The organism is Acinetobacter sp. NS-4, from assembly GCF_037402435.1.
Classification (GTDB): Bacteria; Pseudomonadota; Gammaproteobacteria; order Pseudomonadales; family Moraxellaceae; genus Acinetobacter.
In genome coordinates this window covers 25,622-45,224 of sequence record NZ_JBBEUE010000018.1, presented here as the reverse complement: position 1 = coordinate 45,224, position 19,603 = coordinate 25,622, and the positions used below count along the sequence as shown (strand labels likewise).

Annotated in this window: 14 protein-coding genes and 2 pseudogenes; 11 read left to right on the top strand and 5 right to left on the bottom strand. The window is 40.9% G+C overall.

Features of this window, described 5'->3' with window-relative positions; all coding sequences use genetic code 11:
• Positions 1 to 29 precede the first annotated feature (29 nt).
• The 5 genes from WAE57_RS13120 to WAE57_RS13100 all read left to right on the top strand — a co-directional run bounded on the left by WAE57_RS13120 (position 30) and on the right by WAE57_RS13100 (position 4,171).
• Entirely contained in the window at positions 30 to 386 is a 357-nt protein-coding gene (locus tag WAE57_RS13120) for a roadblock/LC7 domain-containing protein (RefSeq protein WP_337710933.1), read from the top strand.
• A gap of 110 nt (positions 387 to 496) precedes the next feature.
• Positions 497 to 1,456 carry a hypothetical protein gene (locus WAE57_RS13115; protein ID WP_337710921.1) on the top strand — a complete coding sequence of 320 codons (960 nt, stop codon included), beginning with the start codon at positions 497 to 499 and terminating at the stop codon, positions 1,454 to 1,456.
• Between the two features lie 46 nt (positions 1,457 to 1,502).
• A complete protein-coding gene (locus tag WAE57_RS13110; protein ID WP_092819552.1) occupies positions 1,503 to 1,859 on the top strand; it encodes a hypothetical protein in 357 nt (118 codons plus the stop codon).
• Positions 1,860 to 2,123: 264 nt separating this feature from the next.
• Entirely contained in the window at positions 2,124 to 2,540 is a 417-nt protein-coding gene (locus WAE57_RS13105) for a hypothetical protein (RefSeq protein ID WP_337710920.1), read from the top strand.
• Positions 2,537 to 4,171, top strand: coding sequence for a SulP family inorganic anion transporter (locus WAE57_RS13100; protein WP_337710919.1), 1,635 nt, complete (start codon positions 2,537 to 2,539; stop codon positions 4,169 to 4,171). Before WAE57_RS13105 ends, WAE57_RS13100 begins: the two co-directional genes overlap by 4 nt.
• 234 nt (positions 4,172 to 4,405) lie before the next feature.
• On the opposite strand, the gene WAE57_RS13095 is transcribed toward WAE57_RS13100, so the two are convergent.
• Both WAE57_RS13095 and ppk1 read right to left on the bottom strand, forming a co-directional pair.
• Positions 4,406 to 4,633: a hypothetical protein gene (locus WAE57_RS13095; RefSeq protein WP_237788303.1), complete on the bottom strand. Its 228-nt coding sequence runs from the start codon at positions 4,631 to 4,633 to the stop codon at positions 4,406 to 4,408.
• A gap of 117 nt (positions 4,634 to 4,750) precedes the next feature.
• Positions 4,751 to 6,829: a polyphosphate kinase 1 gene (gene ppk1, locus WAE57_RS13090; protein ID WP_337710918.1), complete on the bottom strand. Its 2,079-nt coding sequence runs from the start codon at positions 6,827 to 6,829 to the stop codon at positions 4,751 to 4,753.
• A gap of 423 nt (positions 6,830 to 7,252) precedes the next feature.
• On the opposite strand from ppk1, the gene WAE57_RS13085 reads away from it, so the two are divergent.
• The 6 genes from WAE57_RS13085 (at position 7,253) to WAE57_RS13060 (ending at position 16,526) form a co-directional block, all read left to right on the top strand.
• Positions 7,253 to 7,999, top strand: coding sequence for a beta-ketoacyl-ACP reductase (locus WAE57_RS13085; RefSeq protein WP_337710917.1), 747 nt, complete (start codon positions 7,253 to 7,255; stop codon positions 7,997 to 7,999).
• Between the two features lie 85 nt (positions 8,000 to 8,084).
• Complete coding sequence (locus WAE57_RS13080) at positions 8,085 to 8,429, top strand: phasin family protein (RefSeq protein ID WP_086197569.1); 345 nt, start codon at positions 8,085 to 8,087, stop codon at positions 8,427 to 8,429.
• A gap of 120 nt (positions 8,430 to 8,549) precedes the next feature.
• Positions 8,550 to 10,319, top strand: a complete 1,770-nt coding sequence (gene phaC / locus WAE57_RS13075) for a class I poly(R)-hydroxyalkanoic acid synthase (RefSeq protein WP_337710916.1) — start codon at positions 8,550 to 8,552, stop codon at positions 10,317 to 10,319.
• 82 nt (positions 10,320 to 10,401) lie between these two features.
• Positions 10,402 to 11,580, top strand: a complete 1,179-nt coding sequence (locus WAE57_RS13070) for an acetyl-CoA C-acetyltransferase (protein ID WP_337710915.1) — start codon at positions 10,402 to 10,404, stop codon at positions 11,578 to 11,580.
• 332 nt (positions 11,581 to 11,912) lie between these two features.
• The gene (locus WAE57_RS13065; RefSeq protein ID WP_337710914.1) at positions 11,913 to 14,372 is read left to right on the top strand and encodes an ExeM/NucH family extracellular endonuclease; all 2,460 of its coding nucleotides are present in this window, start codon (positions 11,913 to 11,915) and stop codon (positions 14,370 to 14,372) included.
• A gap of 249 nt (positions 14,373 to 14,621) precedes the next feature.
• Positions 14,622 to 16,526 (top strand): 5'-nucleotidase C-terminal domain-containing protein, encoded by a 1,905-nt coding sequence (locus WAE57_RS13060; protein WP_337710913.1) that lies wholly within the window; start codon positions 14,622 to 14,624, stop codon positions 16,524 to 16,526.
• 207 nt (positions 16,527 to 16,733) lie between these two features.
• Here the strand turns inward: WAE57_RS13060 and WAE57_RS13055 are convergent.
• The 3 genes and pseudogenes from WAE57_RS13055 to WAE57_RS13045 all read right to left on the bottom strand — a co-directional run bounded on the left by WAE57_RS13055 (position 16,734) and on the right by WAE57_RS13045 (position 19,539).
• A pseudogene (locus WAE57_RS13055) lies at positions 16,734 to 17,794 on the bottom strand (transposase).
• A gap of 128 nt (positions 17,795 to 17,922) precedes the next feature.
• Positions 17,923 to 18,105: a hypothetical protein gene (locus tag WAE57_RS13050; protein ID WP_086197565.1), complete on the bottom strand. Its 183-nt coding sequence runs from the start codon at positions 18,103 to 18,105 to the stop codon at positions 17,923 to 17,925.
• 441 nt (positions 18,106 to 18,546) lie between these two features.
• A pseudogene (locus WAE57_RS13045) lies at positions 18,547 to 19,539 on the bottom strand (Na/Pi symporter).
• Positions 19,540 to 19,603 lie beyond the last annotated feature (64 nt).

Genomic DNA, 19,603 nt, shown 5'->3' with positions numbered 1-19,603 from the left:
TTCCTCAATCATTGATTGAAACTGGTCGTATGCAAATTCATGAACTGTTAAATAACGTGAGCGGCCTCGATTTTGTCATGCTGTGTTCTTCTGACGGTTTTCAATTGGCTTTGGCCAGTAAAAAAAAGCTGGAAAATACGGGGAAAATTGCGGCAGTCAGTAGCTCAATCTTAGCGATGGTGTCGGCCTTCATTTCAGAAATCAACTTGATCGGCTGTAAGATGCTTTCTCTCGATGCAGAGAATGGTCATGTCGTGTTAACGGGGGTAGAACATGCCCACTATCCAATGCTGATTGTAGCAGTAGGCTCATCTGATGTTCTGATGGGGCAAATGCGCTATGAAGTCAAGAAAACCTCAGAATTTTTAGCCAAAATAAATGCATAGATGATTAGCTCCATGAAAATACGTGATTGATTAATTTTCATGTAATGCACTGTATTTAAATGAATTTAAATTATTTATTGTAGTCACACCTGGCTTAATACGGTTAGAAAATGAAAACATTTTTGAATATTGCTGTGTTCGGGGTGAGCCTGAATGTACTTGACCAGCTTAAAAGCCAAATATTGTTATCTGTTCCTCGTGAAGTACAGGTACGCTGGGTCAATATCGCTGAAAAAAATATTGACCTGCTGATGGTGAATGATGCCTTTTTTGCATCATCCAGCATTCAAAAAATTCTCTCACAGATTCATGTACAGTACCTGCGTCTGATCAAAATTCCTGAACAACAGGGCATGATTGTCGATGACACCTTATCTTATCCTGTAACCCAGTTAGATCATTTACGTGAGTGGTTACAAGAAAAATTCTTTGATTACGAACCGGATGATCATCTTCATCTGCCCGATACAACTGTAGAACAATCTGTTGATATCTCGACCGTATTTGATCAATGCCTATTAGCCCGAAACGGTTTTATCCAGTTATTCGATCATCAAGGGTTCTTGGCTCTAGCCGACACCATGACTGAGCGCGTCTGGGTCAATTCTGATCATCCAATGACTGGTTTTGACAAAAGTCTGAATCAAACCTATGCCACGAATCAGTTTGTGCAAGAGATGCTGAAGAATACACAAGCTCAGGATTTACGTAGCTGGTTGTGGCAGAAGGCCTATTGTTCTACCAACATCGAACTTCCAGAGGTTCATGTCAATCAATATTTTAAATTGCAGATCTGGCCAAAGTTTGAGCCCGGGTATGAACGTCGAAATCTACTAAAAATTGCGACATGTTTTGCTCAGGGCGCTCAGATTCAAACTGCAATCAATCAATTAAACATTCCCAAACAACAAATCATCAGTTTTGTTGCACTCACCGATATGCTCAAAATGGGTTCATGGATTGACTTTCATGAAGCGAAATTCATGAGCAGCAATGAATCAACTGATCAAGGTCAGATGATTAAAGTGCGCAGTTTTTTTATGAAACTGCGTAAAAAACTAGGTCTTTAAATCAATATTTTTCCGGGGAAACCCTTAATTTAAGGTAGAAATGAATATGGCTCGTATCGTTTTAGACAGTTTAACTGCGATGGATGGCTTTATTGCAGCAGCATTGGTAGATAGTGAAAGTGGTTTAGCTTTAGCCGTTCAAGGAACCGGCATAGATTTAGAACTTGCTGCAGCAGGCAATACCGAAGTCATACGCGCGAAACGTAAAATAGCCAGAGCACTTCAATTAAATGATGATATTGAAGATATTTTAATTACTTTAGGCAAGCAATATCACCTGATTCGCCCGCTTGAAAGCAATGAAAATTTATTTCTTTATCTTGTTTTAGATCGTTCTAAATCAAATTTAGCCATGGCTCGTTTTGAACTAAAAGCATTTGAAAAAGAACTGGACTTTTCTTAATACTAGATTCAAATCAAATTTATCTAAGCATCTCTGTCTGAGATGCTTATTATCATATGACGGCTTTCATTTAATTTAAAAAAAGACTTTGTTTAGAACGCATGAGATAAAAATACCCGTGTTCAACTTTCGCTGTGCCGATTATCATGCCTGGTTTTTATGGGTAATCAAGTCCTAATTAAAACCTCTTTTTTTACAGACTTTTATTTGAATGATTTGTTATGCTGTCAGATGATTTATAGGCATTGTAAGAAAGCTGAAACCATGGATAGTAATAATAAAAAACCCAAACATTCAATTGTATGGCGCGATCAGCCAGAATCGCATGATTATCCTGCTGCGAGTTCTTATTTATGTTTATTGTTGCCTCCTTCACAGGTTGAAAAACTGCTGAGCCAGTTACAAGTCGAAACCATCACTCAGTTTAAAGCCAAAGATATTTTTCGTGCAGCACAGCTTCCGCTGCTTGATGAGCACAATTTTCATGTGGCACGTGATTTGAGCAAAATTGAGCAGAGCAAAGCACTTTCACCTTTGTTGCTGGTTCGTGATTTAGGAAAGCGTCATTTAATTATCGCTGATGGCTATCACCGACTCTGTGCTGTGTATCTGCATGATGAAGATGCTCTCATTCCTTGCCAGATTATTTCATTGACTGTACAAGATTTGGCAAATGTATGACCGTTGCTAAAAAATTCCCGATTTTTGATGTGATCGCAGGTTTATCTATCGCAGGTTTGCTGCTGCCTGAAGCAGTCGCTTATTCCAATATGGTGGGGTTGCCACCGCAAAGTGGTTTGGTGGCACTGGTGCTGGGTTTAGTGTTTTATGGTCTGATCGGGAATAGTCGTTTTGCGATTGTTTCTGCGACCTCATCTTCTGCCGCAGTCATGAGTTCAAGTCTGGCAACCATAGTGATGTTTTCTTCGCCTGAACGCGCAGGTCTGGCCTATGCGCTGGTATTTCTGTCAGGCATTTTACTGGTGATCGCAGGGTTATTTAAGCTTGGAGATGTGACCCATTTTATTGCAAAACCTGTGCTGAAGGGTTTTTCCTTTGGCCTGGCACTCAGCATTGTGCTGAAACAACTTCCTTTAGTATTACAGGTACATCCTGAGCATAGTGATTTTTTCCGTCAGTTGTGGGACATGCTACAAGCCTATTCGAACTGGAACTGGCATGCTTTGATCATGGGACTCTGTACCTTTTTCACTTTGCAATTAACCCAGCGCTATAAAACTATTCCAGTGGCCTTGTTGCTGATTATTTTAGGCATTAGTTTCAATGTGATGGGCTATACCCAGGCATGGGGAATCCGTTCTGTTGGGCATTTTGAGTTGGTTTTACCGAGTGTTCACTTACCCCATTTGGATATGAATAGCTGGTTGCAACTGGTAGAACTTTCACTGGCAGTTGCACTGATTATTTATGCCGAATCTTATACTTCAATTCGTACCTCGGCCCTAAAATACCATGATGCAATCCAGCCAAATCGTGACCTGATTGCATTGGGCGTGAGCAATATCTGCTCAGGACTGTTTAAGGGAATGGCGGTTGGTGCAGGCTATTCGGCGACTTCAGCCAATGAGTCTGCAGGAGCAAGAAGCAAAAAATCGGCCTGGGTGGCAGCGCTGGCCGTAGTGATTTTTCTGCTGTTTTTTCGCCAGTATATTGCCAATATTCCTGAACCCGTTTTGGCAAGTATTGTGATGTATGCGGTCAGTGGGCATATCCGTTTTGCACCATTTAAACAGTATTTTATCTGGCATAAAGATCGCTTGCTGGCGATTGTTGCAATTTGGGCAGTGATTATTTTTGGTGTGCTCAATGGGTTACTGATCGCGGTGCTGGTGAGCATTTTAATGTTATTGAAAAGCTACTCTGTTCCTCGAATTGCCTGGCTTGGACGTCTCAATGGCGGGCATGATTTTGTTGATATCAACCGTTTTCCTGAAGCTGTAGCACCTGATGCTATTTTAATTGCACGACCTGATCATCCCCTGTTTTTTGCCAATGCAGAAAAAATCTGTCATGCGATTCTAAAGAAGGTTTCTGGGCAAAATTATCAGCATGTGATTTTAAATCTTGAAGAATGTCCAAGCCTGGATAGTACCAGTATCGAAGCATTGTTATTGCTGGCTGAGCATTTGCAAGAGGAGGGGATTGAGCTGAAATTGGCACGCGTACGCCGTTCAGTCGCAGAAACTTTATTGTATGTGAATAGTCCTTTATTCCCCCGCTCTAGTTATGATGCACAAAGTGTCGATGATGCCGTGAGCCAGATAGAAAATCATCGTTCGACAGCAACTTAAGCGCAGGGTGTACACCACTCATAAGATACAACTCTGTAAGAAAGCGGTCGAGAGTACACCTATACCTGATCGTTCAGCTAAAATCAGCACACATGTGGTATTTGAAGTATGTACTCACTCAAAGCCGATCCTGACAGTGAGATTTTTATTGGGTCTGTGTCAGGTCATATCTGGCAATTGATCAAGAGCAAATACAAAAAATGATTTACAGACCCATTAAATATTTTGTAATTATTACTTTATTTTAAAATGATGTTTCTCGGGAATAAGTTTGATTTTTATTTTCTTATAAAGTCGCTCTTTGGCGTTTTCTGCTGATTTGGTTACTTTATCTGCAAATTTCTGATCAGACATAAGAATGGCATAAGTTTTATAGCCTATTTCAAGAGCTTCTACTTTTTTGCCTTCTTCTTCGAACTGTTCAATTAATTTGTTGATCTTTTTAACACTGATATCATTCATGTAATTGACTCACTCCCTCTTGAGTTTTACTTTAGGATTGTATTATTACAATTTGGTTAAAATAAATTTAAATCATTGCAAGTGATTGTCATTTATACAATAACTTGCAACTTTTCGTTAAAAAACTTGATTCATTAATTGTTGCTGGGCAATGTAGACTGCCTGTCCATTACCAGGCTGACATTGTATCCAGGTTCCATCGGCTTGTAATTCCCATGCACGCCGATTATCTTTGAGATAATTATTCAATCCTTCTTCAAGAATTTGTTTGCGAATTTTCTTATTCTCGATCGGGAAACAGGTTTCGATGCGAGAAAATAAATTACGTCCCATCCAATCCGCACTGGCGCAATACAGTTTGCTGTCACCATTATTATAAAAATAATACACTCTGGTATGTTCCAAATAACGTCCGACGATGGAACGTACACGAATATTGTCGGAGAGCCCTGCAACTTGGGGTCGTAAGCAACAAATTGAACGAACGATTAAATCGATCTGTACACCCGCTTGTGAGGCTTGATAAAGTTCATGAATCAGTTGAGGTTCAGTTAATGCATTTACCTTAATAATAATCTGCGCTTTTTTTCCTGCTTTACTGTTTTTAATTTCCTGCTGTATGAGTTCAAGCAATTGTGAATGTAGGGTAAATGGCGCGTGAAAAAGTTTTTCCAGTTTTATGGTTTTTCCCATACCGGTTAATTCTTGAAAGATTTTATGTACATCTTCACAAATATCAGCATCACTGGTGAGTAAGCCATAATCAGTATAGATTTTGGCATTGGTCGCATGATAGTTGCCTGTGCCTAAATGGACATAACGTTTAATTTTATCTATTTCACGACGCACAATCAGGATCATTTTGGCGTGGGTTTTATAGCCGACAATCCCATATACAACAACCGCGCCAGCTTCTTGTAATAGATTGGCAACTTCGATATTTGACTCTTCATCAAAGCGTGCACGCAATTCAATTACGGCAGTAACTTCCTTGCCATTCCGTGCCGCTTCAGCAAGGACCTGCACGATTTCAGAGTCTACACCGCTGCGATAAAGGGTTTGTTTTATGGCCAATACATGTGGATCACGGGCTGCCTCTTTCAGCAACTTAATGACCGGAGCAAAAGAGTGAAAAGGGTGGTGTAATAAAACGTCTTCGGTTTTTAATACCTCAAAGATGGATTTTTTGCCATACAACACTTTCGGTAATTTTTGTACATAGGGAGGGAAACGTAACTCTGGTAAATTAAAGTTCGATATAAAGCGGGCCAGGTTAACAGGACCATTCACCAGATAGAGCTGGTCTTGATCAAGATCAAATTGTTCAAGTAAATAATCAGTAATTGTTTCAGGACAATCTTTATTCACTTCAAGTCTGACAGCACGACCAAACCGCCGGGATGAGAGTTCCCCCTTTAAAGCAATTGCTAAATCTTCTACATCCTCTGATACGGTGAGGTCAGCATTTCGTGTTACACGGAATTGATAACACCCCGTGGTGGTCACCCCTGGAAATAATTCATGAATATGTTGCTGAATGATCGCGGAAAGTAAAATGTAATGCTCAGCCTCACCAGAAACATGTGTGGGCAATTTAACTAATCTTGGCAATGATCGAGGTGCAGGAACAATTGCTAAATCAATTTTTCGTCCAAAGGCATCGTTGCCTTCCAAAGTGACAATAAAGTTTAAGCTTTTATTGGCTAAACGAGGAAAAGGGTGTGCGGGGTCTAGGCTGATGGGGGTTACAACAGGTTGAACTTCATGATGAAAATAATCTTTAATCCATGCTTTATGTTTTTGAAGGATGTCGCCATACTGAATAAAATTAACTCCATTGCCTTGAAGTTGAGGCAAGATATTATAATTCAGAATTTTATATTGTTCCTCGACTGCCTCATGTGCAAGCTTAGAAATAGTCGTCAGTATTTCTGAGATGAATAAATTATCTGGACTGGTCTTATTATTGCTTGACAGCTCAAATTGCTGTATCAAACTCGCGACACGTACTTCAAAAAATTCATCTAAATTTCGTGAAAAAATAATTAAAAAATTTAGTCGTTCAAGTAAAGGGTATTCAGTATCTTTAGCCTGTGCCAATACTCGCTTATGAAATTCAAGTAAGGAAAAGTCCCGATTAATATAAGTTTTTAATGTATGTATGGAAGAATTTGAAGGCACATTTAAAGCAGTCATTTATGGCTCTTATATCATTAGATAACAAGGTTCAAATCAATTGAATAAACATTCATAAAACCCTTAAATGAGACAAACTGATTTTCAGTACATTAGATCAGAAAATTATTGTATTAATAAAAGGCTAAAATTGAATTCTATTCAACTTTAACATTCTGCGGACATTACATTACAGATTTGTTAAAATATACCTTATATATTATTTAAGTGTATGTTATTTATGCTTTTTAGTGATTTTTTTGCATTATTTATTTAGTTTTTCTTTTTGCAGTTATTCAAACCTAGCGCCATTTACATTTGCTCATAAAAAATCGATCGCCTGTAATCGAGCCTTAACATAGAAAGGGTTAATTTAAGTCCAGATTCCAAAGAATCTTTGTGGATTCACTCAACCATTTTTTTCGATTTGCGAAAGGTAAAGATATGTCCGAAAGAAAAGTCGCATTTGTGACAGGGGCACTCGGTGGTATTGGTAGTGAGATTTGTCGTCAGCTGGTAAAGGCAAATTATAAAGTGATTGCAACGGTTGTGCCTCGAGAGGAAGACCGGGAAAAGCAGTGGCTAGAAAATGAGGGTTTCCAACACGAAGACATCCGTTTTGTCTTAACGGATCTCACCCATCATGCTGATGCGACGAGCGCGATCCAGGATGCGATACAGGCTGAAGGTCGTGTAGATGTGTTGGTGAATAATGCAGGCATCACGCGCGATGCAACATTTAAGAAAATGTCCTTCGAACAGTGGTCACAGGTCATCGATACCAATTTAAAAACACTATTTACCGTGACCCATCCTGTTTTTAATAAAATGCTGGAGCAAAAGCAGGGACGCATTGTCAATATTAGTTCGGTCAATGGTCTGAAAGGACAGTTTGGTCAAGCCAATTATTCAGCCGCAAAAGCGGGCATGATCGGTTTTACCAAAGCTCTGGCTCAGGAAGGTGCACGTTCGAATGTATGCGTGAATGTTGTAGCCCCGGGCTATACGGCAACACCGATGGTGACTGCCATGCGGGAAGAGGTCATCAAAAGTATTGAAGAGCAGATTCCTTTGCATCGTCTTGCCCAGCCTGAAGAAATTGCAGCGGCAGTTATGTATCTGGTCGGTGAGTATGGCACCTATATTACGGGTGAAACCTTATCGATCAATGGCGGTTTATACATGCAATAAGTCCTGTACTTATTGAGTCAGTTTTTCTTTGTTTTTTTCACAATAACTAAATTTTAAGCACTATAAATCAATGGAGTAATACAACATGCTATACGGTGATATCTTTTCAAACATGAATGCTCAGTACAAAAATATGTTTGAACCTTATGCAAAATTTAACAGTCTGGTGGCGAAAAACTTTGCCGATCTGACCAATTTACAGCTCAATGCTGCACGTCATTATGCGGATATTACATTATCGCAAGTCTTTGCCAACAGTGAAGTCAAAGACATGCAAAGTATGATCAATTGTGGCATGAAGCAAGTGGAAACCATGAGCAAACTCAGCCAGCAAATGATTGACGATGGCCAAAAACTGGCAAGCTTGGCCACTGAATTTAAAGCCGAGTTTGACAAGTTAGTTAGCGAATCGATGCCGAACAATAAATAACGGTTAACACTCTAATGAAGATTGAAGACTAGCGAGCGGGGAAGTGGAGATCACTTCCCCGTTTTTCGATTCCATTCCTGATAGGAAAGTGAGGAATGACCCAGTATGCGGAGTGGTGCAATGCAGCAGAATCTTTTTCAGTTTAATCAGAACGTCCAGCGTTTTTTCGATGTCCATGAAGAAATCTGGAAGAAAGTGCAAGAATTTTACTATGGCGATAATCCGCTCAATGATGCATTAAGCAAAGTCAACAGTGAAGATATGAACCTGTTCTTTCAGGCATTAACCAAAAATCCGGCACGCTTGATCGAGATGCAGAGCAAATGGTGGATCGGTCAGATGCAGATTTACCAAAATATCATGCTGCGCAGTGTCAACAAGGATATCCAACCTATCGTGAAACCTGAGCCGGGTGATCGCCGGTTCAAAGATTCACTTTGGCAAGAACCGAATTACGATCTCCTGACCCAGTCCTATCTGCATTTCAGTCAATTGGTGCAAGAAATGCTGGATGAGGTCGAAGGCATCCCGGATAAAGTCCGTCACCGTATCCACTTTTTCACCCGCCAAATGGTGAATGCCTTTTCTCCCGGCAATTTTTTGTGGACCAATCCGGAAGTGATTCATCAGACAGTACAGGAACACGGGCAAAATCTGGTGCGTGGCATGGAAATTTTTCATGACGATATCATGAACAGTAGTAAATATCTATCCGTACGCATGGTCAATAATGACTCTTTCCGGTTGGGAAAAGATCTGGCCTATACGCCGGGTGCGGTGGTCTTTGAAAATCCGGTTTTTCAATTGTTACAGTATGAAGCGACCACTGAAACTGTATATCAGACGCCTATTTTGCTTATCCCGCCCTTTATTAATAAATACTATATTCTGGATTTACGTGAGCAGAATTCTTTTGTGAACTGGTTACGTCAGCAAGGGCACAGCGTATTTTTAATGTCCTGGCGTAATCCGGGGGCTGAGCAAAAGGATATGCGTTTTGAGGACCTGATTAAGTCTGGTACGGTTGAAGCGATGCGTGTCATTGAGGAAGTGACCGGAGAAAAAGAGGTCAATGCCATTGGTTATTGTATCGGCGGAGCGGTGCTTGCTGCGACGCAGGCATACTATGTAGCGAAACGCCAGAAGAATCCCGTCAAGAGTGCAACCTATCTGGCAACCATGTTGGACTTTGACAATCCAGGCAGTTTGGGTGCTTTTATTAATGAGCCGGTCATTCAAGGGATTGAAACTTTGAACCAACAGATGGGCTATTTTGATGGCCGCATGTTGGCGGTGACCTTTAGTCTGTTACGTGAAAATACCCTGTACTGGAACTATTACATTGAAAATTACCTGAAGGGCAAGCATCCGTCCGACTTTGATATTTTGTACTGGAATAGTGATGGCACCAACATTGCCGCACATGTGCACAATTTCCTGGTACGCAATCTGTACCTGAATAATGAACTGATCCAGCCGAATAAGATCAAGGTGAATGGTGTGGGTTTGAATCTGTCGAAAGTGAAAACACCGAACTTTTTTATCTCGACACAGGAAGATCATATTGCACTATGGGATACGTGCTTTAAAGGGTCTACCTATCTGGGGGGTGAAAGCACGTTGGTCCTCGGTGAATCTGGACATGTGGCAGGCATTGTCAATCCGCCAAACCGCAACAAGTATGGCTTTTATACCAATAATAGCCCCTATGAAAATCCGAAACAGTGGCTGGCAGATGCCCAGTTCCATCCAGAATCCTGGTGGTTACGCTGGCAGGAATGGATCGCACCTTATACCGGCGATCAGATTCCGGCGCGTACATTAGGTAGTGCAACCTATCCGGTCAAGGAAGCAGCACCAGGCAGTTATGTACAGGTCAGTCTATTTTAGCATTTAAGCATTCTCACTGCCTGCCAATCGTATGAGGGCAGGAGTATTAAGCAAGATGTAAGTTAAAAAACAGGAAATTAAAATGAAAGAAGTTGTGATTGTTGCCGCAAAACGTACTGCGATTGGAAGTTTTTTGGGTGGCCTGGCCAGCGTCAGTGCACCGCAGTTAGGTAAAGTGGTGATTGGTGCGGTATTAGATGCTGCCGGAGTAAAGCCAGAACAGGTAGATCAGGTCATTATGGGGAATGTGTTAACTGCAGGTGTGGGACAAAATCCGGCACGTCAGGCGGCAATTGCTGCGGGTATTCCGGTTTCAGTACCCGCTTCGACCTTGAATGTGGTGTGTGGTTCGGGACTGCGCGCTGTTCATTTAGCCGCACAGGCGATTGCCACTGGTGAAGCCGATATTGTCGTGGCAGGTGGTCAGGAGTCGATGTCACAAAGTGCCCATATTATCCAGATGCGTAACGGACAGAAGATGGGCAATGCACAATTGGTGGATAGCATGGTCTATGATGGTCTGACCGATGTGTATAACCAGTATCACATGGGAATGACCGCTGAGAATATTGTGGAAAAACTGTCGATTAGCCGTGAAGATCAGGATGCTTTGGCACTCTCGTCTCAGCAGCATGCAGTCAAAGCACAGGCAGAAGGGAAATTTGACGCAGAAATTGTGCCGGTGCAAGTGCCACAACGTAAAGGTGATCCTTTAATTTTTGACCGTGATGAATATATCAAGGCCGCAACGAATGAACAGAGTCTCGCCAAGCTGCGCCCAGCCTTTAAAAAGGATGGCACTGTGACTGCAGGTAATGCTTCGGGGATTAATGATGGCGCAGCAGCCGTACTGGTGATGAGTGCCGATAAAGCAGCAGAGCTTGGTTTACAGCCACTCGCAAAAATTAAAGCCTATAGCATGTCTGGTATTGAACCGGAAGTGATGGGACTCGGTCCAGTAAATGCTGTGAGAAAGACGCTAGAAAAAGCAAGCTGGTCTTTGGAGGAGGTTGATCTGGTTGAAGCCAATGAAGCCTTTGCCGCACAAGCTTTAGGGGTGGCGAAAGAACTGGATCTGAATATGGACAAGGTCAATGTCAATGGTGGAGCGATTGCCTTAGGCCATCCGATTGGAGCCTCAGGCTGTCGAATTCTGGTCACGCTGTTACATGAAATGCAACGCAGTGACAAGAAAAAAGGACTGGCGACCTTATGTATTGGTGGTGGAATGGGCATTGCATTATCAGTTGAGCGGCCTTAAACATGATTTCTGATTGCGAGAAGCTTTGTTGCATAAAGATTTCAAACCTACATGTCCCTAACTGATTTTGAACTGGGTGCTGTATGTTGGTCACTTTTTGGCAACAGGAATCGCTGCTAAAGCTTTATGATCATGGACTAAGTCCCCACTTAAAAATACGTGGGGACTTACATCAGGCTAATAGGAGGTATTATTAAGGAGGTGCTTTACTCGATGCTTACTGAATTAAAACAGCACCTTATATTTTTTCTAGCAAAACTGTCATCAATTATTCATAACCATGTCATGTACAAAAATTAGTCTATTCAAAATTTTAACAAACATTAAAAAATATGAAGACTTTAAAACCGCATACCTTATGTCTCAGCTTGGCTTTATTGGGCTGTTCATTTCCAAGCTATGCACAACTCATGTTCAGTCAATATATTGATGGTTCCTCTAACCGTAAAGGATTAGAAATTTATAATCCTGATGGTAGTACAGTAAATTTAGCCGATTATGAAATTCAGCAATTTAGCAATGGATCAACCACTCAGTCAGCAGCTTTTCCATTACAAGGTACATTGGCAAGTAAAGCAAAGTACATTATTGGCCGTACAGAGTTACAGGCGGAAATTGGTACTAAAGTCAATCAAGTGGCAGGACTTGCATTTAATGGAGACGATGCATTAGTACTCTTATATAAAGGTACTCCCATAGATCGTTTTGGTCGAGTGGGGGAAGATCCAGGCACTGGTTGGGGAGTCAGTTTTAGTAGTTATCAAAATAGTTTGTCACGTACTAAAACTTCAAATAATGTCACTTCGATCGATCCTGCAGCAGCATTTGAGTTAGAAAGCCAATGGTCTAAATGGTCTGACCGAAATGCATTCAACAGTTACTTAGGTGCAGTCGATACTGAATCTGCCTTGGCTGAAATCAGTTGTAGTACGTCCGATACTCCTATTGCAGACTTGCAAACCGCTGCACTCAATCAGCAATATGTCATTCGTGGTGTCATTACTGCTGATTATCGTTACCAAAATGGCTTTTCCGGGTTTTATATTCAAACTCCAGACAGTAAAGCTCAACTTGGCTTAAGCAATGCCATTTTTGTATATTTACCCGCAAGTAGTACAGTGACTGGTGGAAAAGTAGGTGAGGAGGCTATTTTTAAAGGTCGTCTCACTTCTTATCAGAACCAGCTACAGATCGATCAACTCAGCAGTAATATTCAAACTTGTAATCAACAAGCTGAAAACCTGGTTAGTGCTACGCCCTTACAATTGCCCTTCTCAAGTTTGACAGATACAGAAGGTCATAGCCCTAAACGATATCAAGGAATGCGGGTCAAAATACCGCAGACCTTAACAGTCAGTGAGAATTATAATTATGGGCGATATGGTGAGCTATCCTTAAGCTTGGGTCGTTTATATATTCCAACCAATTTATATCCAGCCAAATCACCTGAGGCCGTCAATTTGGCCAAACAAAATTTATTGTCAAAAATTATCCTGGATGATGGCTATAACAATCAAAATAGAGCCCCATGGCTGCCGCAAAACTTCAGTGCATTAAACACCTTAAGAAGTGGTTATCAGTTGAAAAATGTTGAAGGGATTCTGGAATATCGTTTCAATGCATGGCGTATTCAACCTATTTTAAATAAAACACCGCCGGAAATCATGAAATACGCAAATTTAAGAACAACGGTACCCGCAAAAGAGTCCAGACAAATTCGTGCCGCTGCTTTTAATGTATTAAATTATGATAATGGGACAGCACAAGGTTTTCCTACAGAACGCGGTGCAACCTCACAATCCGAGTTTAACAAGCAGCATCAAAAAATTGTGAGTGCTTTAAAAGCAATTGAGGCAGATGTTTATGGATTAATGGAAATTGCAAACAATGGCTATGATGAAAAAAGTGCAGTCGCTTACCTCACCAAAGCTTTAGGTACTGACTGGAAATATATCATTCCACCGAAGATGACCAAACTGGGTACAGATGCAATTGCTGTGGCTATTATTTATAATAGCAAGCGCGTTAAAACCGTAGGAGAGCCTGCGGTCTATAATGATCAGACTCAAAAGAACCGGGTAACGATGGCACAAAGCTTCCAAGCTTTATCTGGTGGAAAAGTTTTTACCATTGTACCGAATCATTTAAAATCTAAAGGCAATTGTCCTGATGATAAAACTTCGTTAGATGCCGATCAAGGTGATGGTCAGGGCTGCTGGAACGCGACACGTTTAACAGCAGTACAAAAATTAATGCAGTGGATTGCAACGAATCCGACCAAAGTCAATAACCCCAATTATTTACTGGTCGGTGACATGAATAGCTATGCTAAAGAGGACCCCATATTGGCATTTGAAAAAGCCAATTATAAGGTTTTACTGAATGATGAAAAAATTGGTCAGGGTAAAGCAGCCTATAGCTATATTTTTGGTGTAGCGAGTGATGCTAATGGAAATGGCGGTTCAGGAAACTTAGACCATGCCATTGCCGATGCGAACTTATATCCAAGGGTGAAGCGTGCTTTTGCATGGCACATCAATGCAGATGAACCGACAGCCTTGGATTATAATGAAGAATATAAAATACAAGAGCAAATCGCAGCATTCTATGGCGATGATGCATTCCGCTCTTCCGATCATGATCCTGTAATTGTCGATATGGATCTGAATGAAAATGTAGCAAATCATCCGGATAGCAGCAAAATAAGCGCTGGCAGCATGGGATTGTGGTCAATTTTTGCATTAGCCGGGCTGGTTTTAGTTTCCACTCTACGCAGACGTAAATTGAGTTAATTGAATAAAGTATCAATTTAAAAAAACTGAAGACATACAGCGGACGGCTGCATGGATATGATCACATCAAAACATTCTTAAATGATAGGTGGCGATAATAGCTCTATGCTAGGAGCTTTAGAATTTTTGTGTTGATTTAATCGATAAGGAGAAATATAAAATTTCTCCTTATTTTATTGTGGGTAAAATAGCTAAATTCATGAATTTTAAACAATAGTCCCACATGATATGTGATTAAATTATAGTCAAATGGGGATAGCCGTGGCCTTTAAAAACAGAAGCATTCAATATTCAGGTATCACATGTAGTTTATTGGTTTCCAGTATATTTTTAGTTGGGTGTAATAATAGTAAAGACAATACGAATATAACACCGATCATTCAATCGCAACCGCTGGAAGTCAATGTATTGCATATTAACGACAGCCATTCACATTTGGATGAAGAAAGTACCAAATTACTGCTGGAAACTTCTGCAGGTAATCGCGAGCAAATCCAGGTTTCAAATGGAGGTTTTGCACGAGTTGCGGCACTGATGAATAGCCTAGCCAGCACGGAGAAAAACCCGATAAAAATTCATTCAGGGGATGCCATCACTGGCGATTTGTACTTTACTTTAAAAGAAGGTGAAGCCGAAGCAGATCTCATGAATGCAGTATGTTTCGATACTTTAACGCTAGGCAATCATGAATTTGATAATACGGATGAAGGCTTAAAAAAATTTATTGGTTTCTTGAATAATAAAGGTCGCTGTAAAAATAAAACACAAGTTTTAAGTGCCAATGTCGAGTTTGGAAAAACCTCAGCACTCTACCAGACTGATCTGGTGAAACCTTATACCATTATGGACAAAGAAGGGCAAAAAATTGGCTTAATCGGTCTAACGATTGCTGATAAAACCAAGAATGCCTCTCGTCCCAATGCAGATACCATTTTTACAGATGAATTAACCACTGCACAAAACTATATTGATCAGCTCAAACAGCAAGGCATTAATAAAATTATTGTACAGTCTCATTTAGGCTACGGCATGGATAAAGCACTGGCTGCACAATTGTCTGGTGTTGACGTTATTGTGGGGGGTGATTCGCATACCCTGCTGGCCGATGCAAAGCTGAAAAACTATGGTCTCAGCCCGGAAGGTGCTTACCCAACGGCCCTAAAAAATAAAGAGGGTGATCCGGTTTGTGTGGTACAAGCCTGGCAATATGCTTATATGGTTGGCCAGTTAAAAGTAAATTTTGATGCCAACGGAAAAGTTGAAGCATGTACGGGTAAAGCCAATATATTGATTGGAGATGATTTTAAGCGCAGCGCTAAAGATGCTCCAGCCTTGAGTGCTACTGAATTGGATGCAATTAAAAAAGATATTGAAAACAGTAATAGCCTGCGGATTGTGCAGCCTGATGCTGCAGCTTTAGATATTTTAGCACCTTATAAAACCGCGAAAAATTTATTGGGCAAGGAAATTGTTGCGAATGCCCAGGAAAATCTATGCCTGCGTCGTGTACCAGGAACGACAAAAGATACCTCACGTTCCAGCTTAGGGGATATCTGTAACAAATCAGATTTTACCAATCAGCATGGCGGTGATGTGCAACAATTCGTGGCTGAAGCATTTTTGCAACAGGGTAAAAAGTATTTTAATGCCGATATCTCGATCCAAAATGGCGGTGGTGTCAGGGTGGATCTTCCCCAAGGTGATATTTCTGTAGAGAAAATTTATACGGTATTGCCATTTAAAAACACATTGGTGCAGTTGAAGGCAACTGGGCTAGAAATTAAAAATGTACTTGAAGATGCGATGGATGCAGTGGTAAATAATAATAATACCGGCAGTTATCCTTATGCGGGTGGACTGCAGTGGGATGTAGATTTATCAAAAACCAAAGGTCAACGGATATCCAACTTAAAAGTTCGCAATGCACAAGGAATTTATGAAGCTTTAAATCCAGACCAGACCTATCAGGTGATTACCATTAATTTTCTGGCAGATGGTCAAGATTTTTATAGCAGTTTTAAAAATATCACCGGTGAACGTCGTGTAGAGGTGGGACTGGATTATGCTGAAGCCTTCTTGGATTATGCAAAAAATGAAAAAGTGCTGAAGCGCTTAGCTGTTGAACTCTACAGTACGCAGACTTATAAAGAATAAGCTGACTTGATTAATCCGGGTCAGCCGAATGATGACTGACTCGGAGCATGTAGAGCCTGTAAATCATTATAGTCAAGTTCCAAATCTGGTCTTGGTCAATTTTTCCATTTTTTATCGTATGCGAGCATACTCCAAAATATTGTGCAGCTTTGTCTTTAAAATTTTTGAATATCTTCAGTCTTCTACTGTATTGACATCCTCCCCCAGCTAAAGCAAGGGGATTCCTCCTGCGAGACGCTCATGCCAAAGCGCGAGTATGTTCAGGGCGGAATTCAAATCCCGCTGCCAGACTGTACCGCAGTTCTGGCATGTCCATTCTCTCATTCCAAGATCAATCCTACCTTTCGGACTACTGCTTGATATTTTCTTGCAGCACGAGCAGATCTGGGTGGTATAGGCTTCATTGACTTCTTCAAACAATACCCCTGCGTTCTCGCATTTATACTTGAGCATTGCTTTAAGTGCTGAAAATCCTGCATCTAAAACAGACTTCGCCATCTTGGTTTTAACCAGCTTTTTCGCACTTAAGTCATCTACAACAATCAGTGCATTTTCTTTCACAAGCAGAGTGCTTGCTTTATGCAAATGATCTTTACGACAGTTTGCAATCTTGGCGTGTAATGCACGTACACGTTTTTTATTTCTTGCTCGTTGAGCAATCCCTAATTTCTTTTCATATTTTCGATAGAATTTAGGATTTGAAGTCACAGTACCATCTGAGCAGGTGGCTATATCTTTTAAGCCCAGATCAATCCCGATCGCTTTGGTGGCGGTGGGTTTCTCAGCTTTAGGCTATCCACAACAAGACACACATACCAGCGCCCACGACTATCCTCAACAAATGAGCCTGTTCTAACGCTGTATTTGCCTATACCGTAACTATCCCATAGGTTAAATTTCTGCTTGCCGTATTGCACATAGCCATCAGCATAGTTTATCCCTGATTTCTTAAATGGTATCCAACCAAGTGAAGGTCTTGCTGACTTCTTGTTACTCACACGCCATTTTAATTTTGCTTTTCTAAACTGTTTTCTTTTACCAGCATATTCTTCTCTGATTGCATCCACCGTTTGACTATGCAAACCACCCAATTTTGAAGTCCCTTTTGTGTATTTAGCCATATCGAATGCTGAGAAAAAGTCACCTGTTCTTTTCAGGTGTTTGAAACTTAAATCATTCACATAATTCCAAACAAAGTTCACCTCAGATGCTAATTGGTCTAGCACCTTGCAATGTTTGTCTTTTATGCATAATTTAAGTGTTTTCATGGGCTTATATTAGATCATGTTAAATTAAAGGTGTTGATTTTAAAAAAATTCAACGACATTTCATGTCGTGTCGCTTATATCTCTGCCCTGAAGGACAGAGTTTTACGCTCCATTTGATAAAATCCGACTCAATGAGGTTGCTTATAGTTGCTTGTTGTATCATGGTGCTGATGATAGTGACTTGATTTATGCATTTCATGCTCATCAGATTTATCTTTAGGATTCTTTTGTGGCTGAAGATCCTCTTGATTTGTCTGTTCTTCAGCTCTTTTAGATTCCGATTCATCTTTGGGGTGCTGTTGCTTGGTCATTTTATTTATCCTTTTCAAAAATTATAAAATTACCGATTGTTTTACCGACCCAATTAGAATGCGCGGACGCAAAAAAAAGAGATAGTTTTATATTGTATTGGCTTTGTTGCACCAAAGTTCTCTGGATATTTACTATTAAAAAAATGGCGAAGCCATATATATCACCGCAATTATTGGTGTAATCACAGTCGGACACGATGAAACACTGGAAAATGTCATCGAAAGAGCAGATCAAGCCATGCATATGCGAAAACAGCAAGGATATGACAGGACAGTATTTGCATGATCAAATTGAGTGTACAGAACTAAGTTTGTAATTGTCGAGTCAAGCCAAATGACCTCGTCCTTCGGGATTTAGCCCAACCTTCACATTGCCCATACCCAAAAACCATTACAGGGCTGTTCTCGTTGTTAACGTTCGGCCAGCACCTTGGATAATCTTTAGGTATGGGCGATTAATCGGTCCAGCCAGCGTTTTGCAGCAAGCAGTTTTAAGCTTCTGGCTGCACTCAACCGATTCAAGGTGGCATATTGCATCACTTCCTCACGCAAGACGGCACGATGCTATCACTCCACTGTTTGAGATTAGCCAGTTCCTGCTTGAAATTTTCAATCTTTTCAGCATTTTCTAAAAAATCCGGACGGCTGACATAATGCTCTAGAATATTTAAAAAATCTAAAGCCACTTGATAAATCTGTGGTTGGGTTCGAATAGCCAGTGCATAGGGAACACCTTCCAAATCACTACGCAGAACCCGAATATAAACCATCATGCGTAATAAAGAGGTCAAGCGCTGTTTATCTTGTTGATACTCTGGCACCACAGCAGCTAAAGTCGCCGTAATAGCTGCACTGGAAGACTGCAGTAGCACCGTCATGATCAGTCTGATCCAGACCAGAAACAGCTTCTGCCCAAATGAATGATAGTGAAAAATAGACAAATCGACTTGTTGAGCAAGACCTGACATCGCAAGCTGTAATTGCTCAATTCCAAAGAAAATCAGGCCAAAACCTGCAAGCACAAAACCGAATAATGCCAACCGACCATGGGTTAACAATTTGAGCAACGCACCTACAGCAATCATGGGTAAGGCAAAAGTGGCGATAGAAAACTTACCCCCCAGCAAATCCGCCATCCAACCAGGTACTGCTTGTTCCGATGTTGGCGCCAATAATCACCCCAATCGCTTGGGTAAAACTCAAGACTCCAGCTCCGACAAAACCGATAGTCGCAAGTGTGTTGGCTGTAGAGGACTGGACAATCAAGGTCAGACCAATACCAGAACATAGTGATTTCAACGGTGTTCTGGTAAATTTGGTCAACCATACCCTTAAGGTTTCACCAGCCATCTCTTTTAGGCTGTCGGTCATTAAAATCATGCCAATCAAGAATAAACCCATCCCGCCACAGAGCTGAGCAATAATTTCGAGCACAGTTTCCCCCAAGGTGTTTTTAGCATCAGCATACCGTCTGATAGAGGGGATGTCATTAACAACA

Bases quoted from the DNA above. Each gene is read 5' to 3' on its own strand.
- WAE57_RS13120 (WP_337710933.1), top strand. From the start codon at position 30: ATGCAAATTCATGAACTGTTAAATAACGTGAGCGGCCTCGATTTTGTC.
- WAE57_RS13115 (WP_337710921.1), top strand. From the start codon at position 497: ATGAAAACATTTTTGAATATTGCTGTGTTCGGGGTGAGCCTGAATGTA.
- WAE57_RS13110 (WP_092819552.1), top strand. From the start codon at position 1,503: ATGGCTCGTATCGTTTTAGACAGTTTAACTGCGATGGATGGCTTTATT.
- WAE57_RS13105 (WP_337710920.1), top strand. From the start codon at position 2,124: ATGGATAGTAATAATAAAAAACCCAAACATTCAATTGTATGGCGCGAT.
- WAE57_RS13100 (WP_337710919.1), top strand. From the start codon at position 2,537: ATGACCGTTGCTAAAAAATTCCCGATTTTTGATGTGATCGCAGGTTTA.
- WAE57_RS13095 (WP_237788303.1), bottom strand. From the start codon at position 4,633: ATGAATGATATCAGTGTTAAAAAGATCAACAAATTAATTGAACAGTTC.
- ppk1 (WP_337710918.1), bottom strand. From the start codon at position 6,829: ATGACTGCTTTAAATGTGCCTTCAAATTCTTCCATACATACATTAAAA.
- WAE57_RS13085 (WP_337710917.1), top strand. From the start codon at position 7,253: ATGTCCGAAAGAAAAGTCGCATTTGTGACAGGGGCACTCGGTGGTATT.
- WAE57_RS13080 (WP_086197569.1), top strand. From the start codon at position 8,085: ATGCTATACGGTGATATCTTTTCAAACATGAATGCTCAGTACAAAAAT.
- phaC (WP_337710916.1), top strand. From the start codon at position 8,550: ATGCAGCAGAATCTTTTTCAGTTTAATCAGAACGTCCAGCGTTTTTTC.
- WAE57_RS13070 (WP_337710915.1), top strand. From the start codon at position 10,402: ATGAAAGAAGTTGTGATTGTTGCCGCAAAACGTACTGCGATTGGAAGT.
- WAE57_RS13065 (WP_337710914.1), top strand. From the start codon at position 11,913: ATGAAGACTTTAAAACCGCATACCTTATGTCTCAGCTTGGCTTTATTG.
- WAE57_RS13060 (WP_337710913.1), top strand. From the start codon at position 14,622: ATGGGGATAGCCGTGGCCTTTAAAAACAGAAGCATTCAATATTCAGGT.
- WAE57_RS13050 (WP_086197565.1), bottom strand. From the start codon at position 18,105: ATGACCAAGCAACAGCACCCCAAAGATGAATCGGAATCTAAAAGAGCT.